This window comes from Sorangium sp. So ce385 (assembly GCF_051474135.1).
In the GTDB taxonomy this organism is placed as follows: domain Bacteria; phylum Myxococcota_A; class Polyangia; order Polyangiales; family Polyangiaceae; genus Sorangium; species Sorangium cellulosum_D.
In genome coordinates this window covers 2917823-2930778 of the sequence record NZ_CP150337.1, presented here as the reverse complement: position 1 = coordinate 2930778, position 12956 = coordinate 2917823, and the positions used below count along the sequence as shown (strand labels likewise).

Below are 12956 nucleotides of genomic sequence, written 5' to 3'. Positions count from 1 at the left end.
CGCCGCTCACCCCTCCGGGCGTCGCCGCTCGGCCGAGGTCATCCCGTGGAGGGCCGGGGCGCCGAGCCGCTCGGGCGCGAGCGGCGGCGCGATCGCGCCGCTCAGGAGGATGGCAAACGAGGCCCGGATCTCCTCGCCGAAGTTGATCCGGAAAAGGCCCATATCGGGCCGGCTGCGGATATCGCGGATCACGTCGCTGGGGTCGCAGACCTGGCGCATGCCGATGAGCAGGGCATACATGCGGATGAGGGTCGGGCCGCCCTGCCCTGGCGCGAGCGACGGCAGACACCGCTCGAGCAGCGTCCCGGTGCGCTCGATGTTGGCGAGGAGGGAGAGCTTGAAGCGGAGGGCGGCCTCGTAGCTGACGTTCTGCTCGAGGACGCTGTGAAGGATGGAGAGCAAGCGCGTCATCGCGTCGCGCGCCGCGAGGGTCGTCGACAGGATGGAGGCGATGCTGCCCGCGGCGTCCGCGCCGGGCGCCGCGGGCGCGCCGCGGCGGGCCCGCGGCGGGCGGGGGCGCGCCGGGGCCTCCTCGCCCTGGGGGGCGCCGAGATGCGTCAGGCGGATATCCACCTCATGGAACCACTTCGCGAGCTCTTGATCGACCACCGCGAGGAAGAGCTCCTCTTTGGTGGTGAAATAGAGGTAGAGGGTCCCCTTGGCGAGCCGCGTACGCTCGGCGACCTGCGCCATGGTCACCTCGAGATACGGCGTCTCCTGGAACAGCTGCCAGGCTGCGTCGATGATGATCCTCCGCCGCTCCTCCTTCTGCTCCTCCTTCCGCGCTCTTCGCGTCGAGCTCATCGACTTCTCGGTTTACGATGTCTCCAGAAGCGCCGCAATGCGGACGCCGCGGCAATCGCGTGCGAATTCGATTTCACGATCGCATCGTCAGCGCTCGCGCGCCGCGCGCTCGCTCATCCGGCCATCGCGCTATCGCGGGTAGCCGCGCTCATCACATTTCACCGGACACGGTCACACCGAACCCGTGCAGACCGAGGAACATCGGGGCGACGCCCGAGCGCACCACCCGCTTGACGGTCGTCGAGAGCGCCCGCGCGATGCGCGCCGCGAGCCCGCCCGGGTCCGCGGCCGCGCCGCCCTGCGCGCCGTGCGGCGCGGCGGCGCGCAATGCGCGGGGCGCGGGCAGCGCGAAGAGCCCAGCGCCGTCGTTTCCGGGCCGCGCGAAGCACAGCAGAGGAGCAGACAGCAGGGTCGCCGCCACGACAACCACCATGCCCTTCACCATCGCTGGACCAGCGCTCATCCCGGCACCCACGTGAAACCTAACGCCGTCGACGCGCATGTCGTGAGCGATGGGGCGGTAAAATAACGCTGGCATTGCCGAACACCGGCGCACGACGTGGAGAGTCGCGCCTCGGCCGACATCCCGCCTGGGCGCGGGCCGCGCCAAGTCGGGCTCTCCCTGGATCGCGCGGTCTCAGCCCGCGGTCGCCATGGCCAGGGCCCGGTGGATCACGCGGAGCGCGACGTCGGTGAGGCCATAGGCGGGCAGCTCGGGGATGGGCACGAAGGCCGCCTCGGAGGCGTCGTCTCCGGGAGAGAGGACGCCTCCGGTCGACTCGCACAGGTAGTCGAGGATCACGTAATGGTACGGAGTCGCCACGATCTCCACGACCTCCACGAGGGGGCCGACGCGGATCTCGAGGCCCGTCTCCTCGCGGATCTCGCGGGCGAGGGCGTCCGCGAGCCGCTCTCCCGGCTCCACGCGTCCGCCGGGGAGCGACCACGAGCCCTCGAGCGGCGGGCGGGCGCGCCGGACGAGGAGCACGCGCGGCGCCTCGGGCGCGCCCGGGCGACGCTCGATCACGACGGCGCCGACCGCCACGCGCGGGGGCTCCAGGGCGCGTCCCGGCGCGTCGCTCACGGTGCGGCCGTCTCGGTGCGGCCGGCCTTGCAGCGGGCGTCGCCCGGCGTCGCGACCGCGAGCTCGTAGTCGCCGAGCGCGACGTCGCCGGGGATGATCACGGCCCCGTCGTAGCGACCGCGCTCATCGGTCGACAGCGAGCCGATCGTCAAGCCTTGCGGCGCCGCGTTCCCCGTCAGGATCACGTCGACGCGCACGTGACCGCACGGCGCGCCGTCGCTGCTCACCTGGCCCTGCAGGTGGAGCGGAAACCCGCGGCGGATTTCCCTGTCCAATGCCGTCACGGCCACGTCGGTGCGCGCCGCGGCGCGCTCGGCCGCGTCGCTCGTGGGGGTGGGCGCCGGCGGCGCCGGAGGCGGCGGCGCGCCGGCGCTGGCGGAGCCGGCGCCGCCCGGGCCGGGCGGCCCCTGCTGCATCTGCTCGGCGCGCGTCCGATCGGCGAGGTCCTGGCCCGAGTCGCGTTGCTCCGGCCAGCTGTAGGGGTCCGGCGGCGGCACGTACGGCGGGCGGCTCGGATCGACCTCCTGGTCCATGTTGAGGGCGGCGCCCCCGAGGTCGATGCGGTGCCAGAGCGAGCCGTCGAAGACCTCGACCCAGGCGTGCGCCTCGTTGACGACCATGCGCGCGGGGATCCCGATGTGCAGGGCCGTGACGAGGAACGCGAAGGCGCGGTGGCGGCAGACGCCTTTTCGCGACAGCGCGAGATCGAGGTAGATGTCCCCGTGCCCCTTGGGCGGGTCGTCCGACGGGGCGAACGACCGGAAGTACTCGACCATCTTCTGCACGACCTCGCGCGGCCGCATCGCCGTCGAGATGCCGATCGCCTGGGCGACCTGCTTGAACGCCGCCTCGTGGGAGGGCTCCTGCGGCGGGCGGAACGGCGCGAGCTTGCCCCAGTCGACCTCGGCGAAATCGCTGCCGAAGGTCGCGCGGGCGATCGCGAGCTGCACGACGAGCCGGACGCGCGCGCTCTTCGTGCCGCGCACGAACCAGTTGTCGGCGCCGTCGCGCAGCACGACCACCGGCGTGTCGGGGTTCACGTGCACCCGCACGAGCCGCGTGTCCGGCCCGACCGTCGGGATCCGGACCGGCTCGTTCGGCACGAGGTCGACCGCGATGTCCCCGTAGAACGCCTCGTCGCCTGCCGCGACCTTGCCGCCGACCTCGACCGTCTTCAGGCTCCGATCGCGGACGACGAGCGAGTAGTCCGCCCGCACGGCGTCGTAGGCCTGCAGCCGCTTGAACGGCGCGGTCGCCGGGGAGAACGGGTCGTCGTAGCGCTCGATGTTCGGCCGGCGGGTGTCGCGATCCGGCTCGTAGGAGGCGTCGGGGCCGGCGTCGGAGCCGACGGAGCTGTAGACCTGCTGCTGGTTCGACGGCGGGCGCTGCGGATCGGGCGCCGTGGCCAGGCCGCTCGGCGTCTGGATCGCCGCCGGGAGCCCTCCGTCGAGCGTGGTCGTGGCGAGCGAGACGTCCTCCGCGGGGTCCGGCGCGATGAACTCGTGGAGGAGCGACACCTGCGCGTCCGCGAGCGGCGACACGGCGCAGGCGAGCGCGAACACGAGCAGGCCGCGCGCCCAGCCGCCGAGCCGGCGCCGGGAGGCGGAGACAGCGGGCAGAGCAGCAGGGCGCGGGCGCGCGACCGGAGCGGACATCAGGGGGCTGTTATGAAACCAGAAACCCCGGCGATGTTCCACGCCGGCCGGTCCGTCCGCGCGCCTGCCGCCGGCCGTCACCGTCGGCCGCCGGCCGTCACCGTCGGCCGCCGGCGCCCCGGTCAGCGCCGGTGCTGCGCCGCATCGGCGTGGTGGCGCCGCGGCTGCGGGGCGGAGCGGAGCCGGTCGATCGCCTCGGTGGACTCCCCGCGCGCGGTGAGCTCGGCGGCGAGCACGTCGAGGGCGGGCTGGAAGATGTCGGTCCGCGCGAAGCGGCCGGCGCGGCCGCCGGCCAGCCTCGGCAGGACGGCGACGATGCGGCGCATCCCGTCGGCGTACCGGCGGGAGATGGCCAGCCGGTCGATGAGCGGCTCGAGGAAGTCGGCGACCGCCGCGGCGCGATCGCGGACGCCGTCGCAGGCCTCCTTCATCGGCTCGAGGAGCAGGAGCGTCCAGAGGACCGTGTCGTCGAGCGGCCGGTCCGCGGCGGTGCGCCGGTCGACGTAGTCGAGCACGCGCCAGAGGCGCTGGCCGGGGCCGTCGTCGCCGCGATCGTCGTAGAGCAGCGCCGAGACCTCGGGCAGGAGGACGTCGAGCACCCCCGTCTCCCACGCGAGGTAGATGGTGCGGCGCGCCTGGCCGCCGCGCAGGAGGCGCAGGATCTCCTCGGAGAGGCGCGGGCGGGCCGCGAGCGCGAGCGCGTCGCGGCAGTAGACGACGGCGTCGTAGACGTCCGGGGTGATCGCGAAGCCCAGCCGGCCGGCGAACTTGAGCGCGCGCAGGATGCGGATCGGATCCTCGCGGAAGCGCGTCTCGGGGTCGCCGATCGTGTGGACCACCTGGCGGCGCACGTCCTCCATGCCGCCGACCCAGTCGAGGATCTGCCGCGCCTCCACGTCGTAGAAGAGCGCGTTGATCCGGAAGTCGCGGCGCAGGGCGTCCTCGTGCGCGACGCCGAACGCGTTGTCGCTCCGGATGAGCAGCTCGCTCCCGTCCTCGGAGTCCTCCTTCGGGTTGCGGCGGAAGGTCGCCACCTCGATGACCTTCCCGCCCTGAAAGAGGACGTGCACCAGGCGAAACCGCCGGCCGATGATGCGCGAGTTGCGGAACAGCTCGCGGACCTCCTCCGGCCGGGCGCTCGTGGCGACGTCGAAATCTTTCGGGCGGCGGTCGAGCAGCAAGTCCCGCACACAACCGCCTACCAGGTAAGCCTGGTATCCGTGGCGAACGAGGCGCCGGACGACTTTCTGGACGTCCGGATCGATCCGCGCCTCGTCGAAGACGACCTGGAAGCGGCGCGGGGTGGGGATGTCTTCGTCGACGAGCTCGACGCGGAACGGATCGCCGTCGAGGGCGCCCGTGTCCGTCGGCGCGAGCTCGCCCTCGGGTCCTACGCGCAGCCCGGGGGCGCTTCGGACCTCGTACGTCGGGAGATCGGCGTCTTGATGTGCCGCTGTGCCGTTATCAGGAGATGGGGTCGCGCGACCCATAATCAGCAACCGAGAAAGCACCAGGCAACGCCTGGAGGGAGTGGAGGACGACTGGCGCGCGATTCTGGGTACTCCCTGGAGAACCGACCCGCGCGATGAGGCCCGCGCCCGCGGACCCCCGAACCGTGCCGGCTCGCTCGCCTCGGCCTGATTCGGCCTGGCGAGCGGATCCGGCTGTCGCCCGGAACAAGAGATGCTAACGGCCGTCTAGCAGGGCTTTGCCGTGAGAGCAAAGCCGAGGCGCAGGGGGGGCCGACAGAAGCCTCCGGAGCGAGCCGGCGTCACGGTTTTGTACCCCAGTGCCCGAGCCCGGGGGCCGGCGGCGGGGTCGCGCCCGCCTGGGCGGCGAGCGGCGCCCCGGCGCTGGCCTCCGGCGTCGCGAGCAGCGCCTGCCGCAGCTCCGCCATCGAGGCGAAGCGGCCGCGCGGATCCTTCACGAGCGCCTTGCGCACGACCGCGTCGAGCTCGCGCGACATGAGGAGCCCCGGGTGCAGCCGGTGCGGCGGCGGCGGCGGCTCGCGCGCGTGCTTCTCCGCGATCGCCGGGTACGCCCCCTGGAACGGCACGCGGCCCGCGAGCATCTCGTAGAGCATGATGCCGAGGGAGTAGACGTCGGCGGCGGGCGCCGCCGGAGCGCCCTGCGCCTGCTCGGGCGCCATGTACTCGGGCGTCCCCACGACCCGGGGGGAGAGCGCGCCCTCGCCCTGGCCCGCGATGAACGAGAACCCGAAGTCGAGCAGCTTGACGATCTCGCGCCCGTCGGCGGCGTGCACGAGGAACACGTTCTCCGGCTTCACGTCGCGGTGGATCACCCCGGCCCGGTGCGCGGCCTCGAGGCCCGCGGCGAGGTCGGCGGCGATCCGGACAGCGCGCGCGGGGACGAGGGAGCGCGTGAAGCTCAGCGTGTCGGCGAGGTCGAGGCCGACGAGCAGCTCCATCGCGAAGCACGGCGCATCGCCGGCGCGCTCGAGCGCCTCGACGCGGAGGACGTTGGGGTGACGGACGCGCGACGCGGCGTCCGCCTCTCGCTCGAACCGCGCGACGAGCAGCGGATCGTCGCGGAGCTCTGCCCGGAGGACCTTGAGCGCGACGCGCGACGGCGCGGCCTCGCGGGGCCTGCCGGTGCGATCGGCGAGGTAGACGTGCCCGACCCCGCCGCTGCCGAGCAGCTGCACGACGCGGTACTTGTTGCAGAGGAGCTTGCCCACGAGCGCTTCGGCGGCGACGCGAGCAGGAGGCATGGATCGATCGTAGCGCAGTCGCGCCTGTCGAAGGGCAAACGCGCGCAGCGGCGGCGCAGAAGAGCGCGCGGGCCGACCCGGCGCCGCGCGCGGGCGCAGCGGGACGTTCGCCGCCGCACCGATCCGCGGCCACGGCGCGCTCGCCTGCGCGGAGCCGGGCCGGCGCGGCCGCTCCCGCCGGCCCGGCTGGCTCCGCCGAGGGACGAGGGCGCAGGGCTGACGCGCAAGGTCATCCGGCGCGGCGCGCGAGCCTGGCGGCGCCTGCTGGGACCGTCTCGCGCGGCGGCGACGGGGCGACGAACGCGGCCGCGCGCGGCGCGCGCTCCGGCGGCGCGGCGCGCGGCGAGGTGCCCGCCCGGACGCGGGATCGCGCGGACCGCTTGAGCGGCGGCGAGGAGACGGCCACGCTTAGCGGCGCATGACCGACGATCGTCGAACCACCTCCCCGAGCGCGCTCGACGTGGAGGCCGAGCTCTCGCCCTCGGCGGCGAGCTTCCCAGGGCCGAGCGCCGCCGCCTCGCGTCCGCCCCCGCTTCGCTGGAAGAAGAACCTCGCGCTCTTCTGCCTGACGGTCGTCTCGGTGTTCGTCGCCGGCACCTTCTGGGCTCAGGTCACGCCCAAGGACGACAGCGTGCTCTCCCTCCTGAAGGCGCTGTTGCAAGGTTGGCCGTTCGCGGTGCCGTTCCTGTCGATCCTGCTGGCGCACGAGTTCGGGCACTACTTCGCGGCGCGCGCGCACGGGGTCGAGGCGTCGCTCCCCTACTTCATCCCGCTCCCGCTCATCGGCCCGCTCGGCACGATGGGCGCGGTGATCTCGATGAAGGGCAGGATCAAGTCGCGGAACGCGTTGCTCGACATCGGCGCCTCCGGGCCGCTGGCCGGCCTCGTGGTGGCGCTCCCGGTCCTCTTCGTGGGCCTGATGCACTCGGAGGTGCACGCCACGTCGGGACCCGCGCTGCAGGAAGGGCGGAGCCTGCTCTATCTCCTGCTGAGGCGGCTCGCTGTCGGTCCGATCCCGGAGAACCACGACGTCTTCCTCGGCCCCACGGCGATGGCGGGGTGGGCCGGGCTGCTCATCACGGCGCTCAACCTCTTCCCGGTCGGCCAGCTCGACGGCGGGCACGTCGCCTACGCGCTGTTCGGCAAGCGGCAGGACCGCTACGGCCGCGCCGCGCACTTCCTGATGCTCGCGCTCTTCGTCGGCAACGTCGTCTACTTCACGCGGCACTTCATCGCGGACGGGCTCTCCGACGCGCTGCGCGCCGGCGTCGCGAACGGGATGCCGTGGCTCACGTGGTTCGGCCTGGTCTACCTGATGCTGCGGATGGGCGGGCGGGAGCACCCGCCCACGGAGCCCGGCGAGCTGTCGCCGGGGCGCAAGGCGATCGCGGTGGTGACGTTGCTCCTCTTCGTGCTGCTGCTGATGCCGACCCCGTTCGGCACCTACTGAGCGCGCCGGCGCTCAGGGCTTCGCGGCGCCGAACTTCGCCCGGAGCGCGTCGCAGACGACGGCGGGGGCGTAGTGGCTGACGTCGCCGCCGTGGCTCGCGATCTCGCGCACGAGCGACGCCGAGACGAAGCCGTAGTGCGTGCGCGTCGGCAGGAACACGGTGTCGACGCCGGGGAGCATGTCCGCGTTCGCGTGGGCGATCTGCAGCTCGTACTCGAAGTCGGTCGCCGCGCGCAGCCCGCGGACGATCACCCGCGCGCCGACCCGCTGGCAGTACTGGATGAGCAGCCCCTCGAACGAGTCGATCCGCGCGTTCGTCACCTCGCTCGTGGTCTGGCGCAGGAGCTCCAGCCGCTCCGAGTAGGTGAAGAGCGGGTGCTTCGTCGGATGCCGGCCGACCGCGATGATCACCTGATCGAACAGCTTCGACGCCCGCTGGATCAGGTCGAGGTGACCGAACGTGATCGGATCGAAGCTCCCGGCGTAGACCGCCAGCAGTTCCTTGGACATCGCGCTCACCGGTCCGGCGTCCGCTTGGGAGCGCCCGCGGGCGGGGCCGACTTCGGCGCGGCCGCGGGCGGGGCCGGCGGCGCCTGGGGCGCGGGCGCCTGGGGCGCGGGCGAGCCGATGCCGCCCGCGGGGCCGGCCCCGTCCGCAGGGGCGGCGGGGCCCTGCCCCTCGTTCGGGGGCGCCGGCTCGCCGCCCTGGAGCACCTTGTTCACGGCGGTGTCGTCCTCGATCCACATGAGCCGACCGCCGTCGGCGAAGGTGACGCGGAAGTAGGCGAGCAGCCCCGCGCCGATCACGCCGTCCAGATCGAGCTGGAGCTGCTTTTCGACGGCCTGGAGCGGCGCCCCGTACACGCCGGGGACCTTGGGGATCTCCAGCGCGCCTAGCCGCAGCATCGGCACGACGCCCTGCTTCAGCTTCTGCTCCGGATCCTGCTCGACCCGCTTCAGACCGTCGGCCTCGAAGCCCGCCTTCTTCCAGCCCTCCTTGTCGAGCGCGATCGGGAACGTCATCGACGTGTCGATGAGCATCGGCCCCTGCACCGTCTTGTCGGGCCCGAGGCTGCTGCGCAGCACCATGCCGCCGCCCTTGATGAAGGCCACGTCGACGCGCGTCGCGTCGGGCGGCGCCGGCGGGGAGAAGCTGCGCACGACGAACTGCCGGCCGGCGTAGTCGATGGTCGCGTTGAGGTGCCGGATCAGGTTCACCCCGAGCAGCGCCTTGACCGGCGCGCCGATCTGCTTGGAGATGCCCGAGAGGTCCTGCGTGAGCGCCGGGACGTCGTTGACCTCGAGCCGCCGGCCGAAGCGGAGCGAGACCCAGCTCGGCTCCTTGCGCGTGCTGCTGTCGAGGACCACCTCGCCGGTGCCGGTCGACACCATCGCGAGCGCCGACTCGCCGTCGATCTCGAGCTCGACGACGAAGAAGGGAGCCGCGGGGTTGACGTGGGGCATCTCGATCGCCGCCAGGAGCCCGCCCGAGAGCGTGAACGGCGCGCGCCCCGCCCCGCGCCGCGCCAGCTTGGCGATCGACTTCGCCCAGTCGTCGACCACATCCGGATCGTCGAGCATCGCCTCGAGCTCGTCGGCGGCGGCGTCGAGGTCGCCCTTGTACCAGAGCGCGCGCCCGCGGATCCCGGCGGCCTCGGAGCCGGCGACGCCCTTGAGGAGGCGCAGCGCCTCGGCGTAGTCGAGCCGGGCCAGCGCGATGCGCCCCGCGAGCAGGCGGGCCTCGGTGTCGGCCGGGACGATCGTCAGCGCCTTCGCGACCGCATCGCGCGCGTTGTCGACGTCGGCGGACTGAAACTCCTGTCGAGCGCGGGCGAGCCACTTCTCCGCCGCCGGCGGGCGGGCGGACTCCGGGCCGACCATCGTCGAGCACGACGCGAGGAGGGTCGCGGTCAGCAGGCCGCCGAGGCGAACAGCGAGGGAGCTCCTCGTCGGCGCGTTTCGATTCGAATGGATTCGCACGTGGATCTCAGGCCTTTTGCGGCGCGCCGTCCGGGCCGATTTCTCCCGACGAAATCGGCTCGATCGCCAGGATGCGATCGGCCCGTAGCTCGCGGCGGCTGCGCGACGGGAGCAGATAGCCGAGAACCCGGGGTGGGTCGAGGTCCGTTCGCACCCCCGTCACCCGTACGACGAGCTCCTCCGGCCCGCGGCGCGCCGGCCGGTACCGCACCCGCACCGTGACGGCATGCTCGGCCGCGCGCACGGCCGCGGCGACCAGCTCCGGGCGCGCGTGGCGCTCGCCGATCCGGACGTGCCACAGGTCGCGCGGCGTGCGCGGGGCGAGGACCTCCAGCACCTTGCGGAACACGGCGCGCAGGGCGTGCACGTCGTCCTCGGCGCGGTGGGCGCGCTCGCGGTGCACGCCGAGCTCCCGGCAGAGGGAGGCGAGGCTGTGGCTCGGCAGGGCGAAGGCCCGGCGGGAGAGGACGAGCGTGTCGAGGTAGTACGGCACGCGCCTCGCCTTCCCCGCCCGCGCGAGCTCCGCCTCCAGGAACGCGACGTCCCACGCGGCCGCGTGGGCGACGAGCACCGCGCCCTCCGTCACCTGATCGATGCGATCGCAGAGCTCGGCGAACGTGGGCGCGCCCGCGAGCTCCTGCGGATCGATGCCGTGCACGTGCGCGTTGCCGAACACGCCCGGCTCGGGCCTCACGAGCGACGTGATCGCGTCCTCGCACGTGTCTCCCCGCACCCGCTCGGCGCAGATCTCGATCACGCGGTCGCTCTCGGGGCGCAGGCCCGTCATCTCGAGATCGAGGAACACGAGCGGCGCGCGCTCGATCGGGTCGTCCCACGGCGAGCCGGCGGGGGGCTCCGCGCCGGCCGTTCGCTCTGGCTCCGCTCCTTCGCGCTGCTCCGTCATCCGACCTGCTTCCCCACCCCGGCGGCTCGACCCAGGAGGCGACCGTCCCTCGGCATGGAGGCGTCTTACCGAAACCGGCGCCCGACCGAAAGCGGTCCGCGGCGCGGGGCGACGCCCCCGGCCCGCGATGCTCGGGCGCCGGCCACCTGGCCTCGCGCGGGCCGCGGGCCCTGCCTGAGGACGGCCCCCGCGCCTCCGCGGACCGGGCGCGGTCTCCAGGCGACGGCCCCGGGGTGGGCCCCGCGCGCGGCCCTCCGCGACGGCGGCGTTCCAGCAGAATTTCCGCGCTGCAGCACCGGATGTTCAAGGGGGCTTTCGTTGCTACACTCCTCAGCGTGCCGGACGGGGTAGCTACAGTCCCGGGGGGCTCTCCTCACGAGGAGCTCGATCTCGGCGACGAGTCTTCGGGGTTTCGCCGCGAGCGCAGGACCGAGCCGCTCGATCTTCCCGTCCTCGTGGTGAACCGCTTCTTCCAGCCTGTGCAGATCACGACGGCGCGCCGCGCTTTCCTGCTGCTCTTCGGCGGCGCCGCCCTCGCCATCGACGAGCTCGGCGAGCTCCACGATTTCTCGGCCTGGCGGCGGCTGCCGGTGCGAGACAAGGACGACGGCCTCCCCGTGGTCGGCGGCTCGCTCCGCGTGCCGCGCGTCCTGCACCTCCGCCGCTACGAGCGCATGCGGCGCCCGACGATCCGGCTCACGCGCAAGAACGTGATGCTGCGCGACGCGCACCAGTGCCAGTACTGCGCGCGCCGCCCGCCCGTCCGCGATCTCAACATCGACCACGTGCTCCCGCGGTCGCGCGGCGGCGAGGACTCCTGGGAGAACCTCGTGACCGCCTGCCGCACGTGCAACCTCCGCAAGGGCTGGCGCACGCCGGACGAGGCCAGCATGCGGCTCATCCGCCAGCCGGTGCCGCCGCGCTGGTCGGCGACCATGCAGATCCTGCTCGGCTTGCCGCACTCGTTCGACGAGTGGAGCCCCTTCCTCAAGGCCGGCTGACGGCCCTCGCCCCGGCGCCGCGCCGGCCGACGGAGGAGGGCGCCGACGGCGGGAGCGTTCACGGCATCACGACGACGCGCCCCTGGTCGTCGCAGTAGGCGACCCCTCTCCACCCCTCCTCGGCGCAGAGGAAGAAATCGATGCAGCCGGTCCGGCACGCGGCGTCCGCGCAGGTCTCGGCGGCCTCCGCCGGGCAGTCCGGCAGCTGCAGCGCGGGCGCGCAGCCCTGCGCCTCGCCGGCGTGGTCGAGCGTCACGGCCTCGCACCCGCCGCCCGCGCCTGCGTCTCCGCCGCCTGCGCCCGCGTCCAGCGCGGGCTCACCGGGCCGATCGCACCGCGCGACCTCGGTCCAGGCGCCGTCCAGGCAATCGTAGAGGGCGCGGCAAGCGGCGTCGTCGCAGCTGCCTCCTCGCCCGACCGGGCACCCTCCCTGGGGGATCTCCCCGCACAGCTCTGGCTCGGCGACGGGATCGCAGCCGGCCGGCGCGAGGACCGCGAGGGCGGCGCCTGCGATGAATGACAGCGGAATCTTCAAGGCAGCCGTAAGCAGCCGTAAGCAGCCGCTAAAGAGAGCTCGGACCACGGCGCGCGGGGCGAAAAACACAAGGCGCCTCGCTTCCGCTCATCCGGAGCGATTAGTATGCGCGCCATGCGTCCCTGCGCCACTGCCAGCGCCGTGTTCACCGGAGTCCTCCTCGCCGCGACCCTGTTCGCGGCCTGCTCGAGCGGCACCGCTCCGCCCTCGCCGCCGGACAGCGCGCCGCTCGGCGCATCGCCTCCGCCCGAGTCGCAGCCGCCCGCCGCCGCCGCCGAGCCGGCCGCCGCCGAGCCGGGCGCCGCAGCCCCGGGCGCCGCCGACCCGGGCGCGGCCGCCGCGCCGGCGCAGCCGGACAAACCCGCGGCGCGCAAGAAGGCGCCCGAGACGGTCGAGGACTGCAAGGTGATCGCCTCCGAGATCACGAACGATCCGCCCGACGGCGGGGTCGTGATGAACAACGCGATGACCTCCGCCGACGCGGGCTCGAGCGACCGCTTGCAGCCGCTCGTCGACGCGATCAAGGCGAGGCGCGACGGCTTCCGCTGCTGCTTCGATCTCTACGCCCGCAAGCACCCGGGCGCGCAGGGCAGGATCACGTGGCAGCTCAAGCTGAAGCCCGACGGCACCTTCGAGGAGGCGAGCATCGTGCGCGACAAGAGCGACGTGACCGCGCCGCAGATCGAGTCGTGCATGGCGGAGCTCGCGAAGTCGATCACCTGGGCGCGCTCGCCGAGCGGCAAGGAGACCGTGCTGACCTACCCCTTCGATTTCAAGCGGCGCAACTACTAGCAGCGCGCCGCCGGGGAGGAG

13 protein-coding genes are annotated in these 12956 nt (G+C 73.4%); 3 read left to right on the top strand and 10 right to left on the bottom strand.

Features of this window, described 5'->3' with window-relative positions; translation table 11 throughout:
* Positions 1-6: 6 nt before the first annotated feature.
* The 6 genes from WME83_RS10975 to WME83_RS10950 form a co-directional block, all read right to left on the bottom strand.
* The gene (locus WME83_RS10975) at positions 7-804 is read right to left on the bottom strand and encodes a TetR/AcrR family transcriptional regulator (RefSeq protein WP_437319225.1); all 798 of its coding nucleotides are present in this window, start codon (positions 802-804) and stop codon (positions 7-9) included.
* 151 nt (positions 805-955) lie between these two features.
* The gene (locus WME83_RS10970; RefSeq protein WP_437319224.1) at positions 956-1306 is read right to left on the bottom strand and encodes a hypothetical protein; all 351 of its coding nucleotides are present in this window, start codon (positions 1304-1306) and stop codon (positions 956-958) included.
* Between the two features lie 135 nt (positions 1307-1441).
* Entirely contained in the window at positions 1442-1888 is a 447-nt protein-coding gene (locus tag WME83_RS10965) for an NUDIX hydrolase (protein WP_437319223.1), read from the bottom strand.
* Positions 1885-3543 (bottom strand): transglutaminase-like domain-containing protein, encoded by a 1659-nt coding sequence (locus tag WME83_RS10960; protein ID WP_437319222.1) that lies wholly within the window; start codon positions 3541-3543, stop codon positions 1885-1887. The genes WME83_RS10965 and WME83_RS10960 overlap by 4 nt, the downstream gene beginning before the upstream one ends.
* Before the next feature lie 122 nt (positions 3544-3665).
* On the bottom strand, positions 3666-5033 hold the full coding sequence (gene pcnB / locus WME83_RS10955) for a polynucleotide adenylyltransferase PcnB (RefSeq protein WP_437319221.1): 1368 nt from the start codon (positions 5031-5033) through the stop codon (positions 3666-3668).
* A gap of 281 nt (positions 5034-5314) precedes the next feature.
* A complete protein-coding gene (locus tag WME83_RS10950) occupies positions 5315-6274 on the bottom strand; it encodes a serine/threonine-protein kinase (RefSeq protein ID WP_437319220.1) in 960 nt (319 codons plus the stop codon).
* A 418-nt stretch (positions 6275-6692) separates the two neighbouring features.
* On the opposite strand from WME83_RS10950, the gene WME83_RS10945 reads away from it, so the two are divergent.
* Positions 6693-7724, top strand: coding sequence for a site-2 protease family protein (locus WME83_RS10945; protein WP_437319219.1), 1032 nt, complete (start codon positions 6693-6695; stop codon positions 7722-7724).
* Between the two features lie 12 nt (positions 7725-7736).
* On the opposite strand, the gene coaD is transcribed toward WME83_RS10945, so the two are convergent.
* The 3 genes from coaD to WME83_RS10930 are packed head-to-tail and all read right to left on the bottom strand — an operon-like array spanning position 7737 to position 10607.
* The gene (gene coaD, locus WME83_RS10940; RefSeq protein WP_437319218.1) at positions 7737-8234 is read right to left on the bottom strand and encodes a pantetheine-phosphate adenylyltransferase; all 498 of its coding nucleotides are present in this window, start codon (positions 8232-8234) and stop codon (positions 7737-7739) included.
* 5 nt (positions 8235-8239) lie between these two features.
* Positions 8240-9703 carry a tetratricopeptide repeat protein gene (locus WME83_RS10935; protein WP_437319217.1) on the bottom strand — a complete coding sequence of 488 codons (1464 nt, stop codon included), beginning with the start codon at positions 9701-9703 and terminating at the stop codon, positions 8240-8242.
* A 7-nt stretch (positions 9704-9710) separates the two neighbouring features.
* Positions 9711-10607: a 3'-5' exonuclease gene (locus WME83_RS10930; protein ID WP_437319216.1), complete on the bottom strand. Its 897-nt coding sequence runs from the start codon at positions 10605-10607 to the stop codon at positions 9711-9713.
* Positions 10608-10906: 299 nt separating this feature from the next.
* Between WME83_RS10930 and WME83_RS10925 the strand changes: the two genes are divergently transcribed.
* On the top strand, positions 10907-11608 hold the full coding sequence (locus tag WME83_RS10925; RefSeq protein WP_437319215.1) for an HNH endonuclease: 702 nt from the start codon (positions 10907-10909) through the stop codon (positions 11606-11608).
* Positions 11609-11666: 58 nt separating this feature from the next.
* On the opposite strand, the gene WME83_RS10920 is transcribed toward WME83_RS10925, so the two are convergent.
* Positions 11667-12143 carry a hypothetical protein gene (locus tag WME83_RS10920; protein ID WP_437319214.1) on the bottom strand — a complete coding sequence of 159 codons (477 nt, stop codon included), beginning with the start codon at positions 12141-12143 and terminating at the stop codon, positions 11667-11669.
* Positions 12144-12257: 114 nt separating this feature from the next.
* Between WME83_RS10920 and WME83_RS10915 the strand changes: the two genes are divergently transcribed.
* Positions 12258-12935, top strand: coding sequence for an AgmX/PglI C-terminal domain-containing protein (locus tag WME83_RS10915; RefSeq protein ID WP_437319213.1), 678 nt, complete (start codon positions 12258-12260; stop codon positions 12933-12935).
* Positions 12936-12956: the final 21 nt, after the last annotated feature.

Excerpts from the sequence above, each read along its gene's own strand:
- WME83_RS10975 (WP_437319225.1), bottom strand. The coding sequence starts at position 804 with ATGAGCTCGACGCGAAGAGCGCGGAAGGAGGAGCAGAAGGAGGAGCGG.
- WME83_RS10970 (WP_437319224.1), bottom strand. The coding sequence starts at position 1,306 with ATGCGCGTCGACGGCGTTAGGTTTCACGTGGGTGCCGGGATGAGCGCT.
- WME83_RS10960 (WP_437319222.1), bottom strand. The coding sequence starts at position 3,543 with ATGTCCGCTCCGGTCGCGCGCCCGCGCCCTGCTGCTCTGCCCGCTGTC.
- pcnB (WP_437319221.1), bottom strand. The coding sequence starts at position 5,033 with ATGGGTCGCGCGACCCCATCTCCTGATAACGGCACAGCGGCACATCAA.
- WME83_RS10950 (WP_437319220.1), bottom strand. The coding sequence starts at position 6,274 with ATGCCTCCTGCTCGCGTCGCCGCCGAAGCGCTCGTGGGCAAGCTCCTC.
- WME83_RS10945 (WP_437319219.1), top strand. The coding sequence starts at position 6,693 with ATGACCGACGATCGTCGAACCACCTCCCCGAGCGCGCTCGACGTGGAG.
- coaD (WP_437319218.1), bottom strand. The coding sequence starts at position 8,234 with ATGTCCAAGGAACTGCTGGCGGTCTACGCCGGGAGCTTCGATCCGATC.
- WME83_RS10930 (WP_437319216.1), bottom strand. The coding sequence starts at position 10,607 with ATGACGGAGCAGCGCGAAGGAGCGGAGCCAGAGCGAACGGCCGGCGCG.
- WME83_RS10925 (WP_437319215.1), top strand. The coding sequence starts at position 10,907 with ATGTTCAAGGGGGCTTTCGTTGCTACACTCCTCAGCGTGCCGGACGGG.
- WME83_RS10915 (WP_437319213.1), top strand. The coding sequence starts at position 12,258 with ATGCGTCCCTGCGCCACTGCCAGCGCCGTGTTCACCGGAGTCCTCCTC.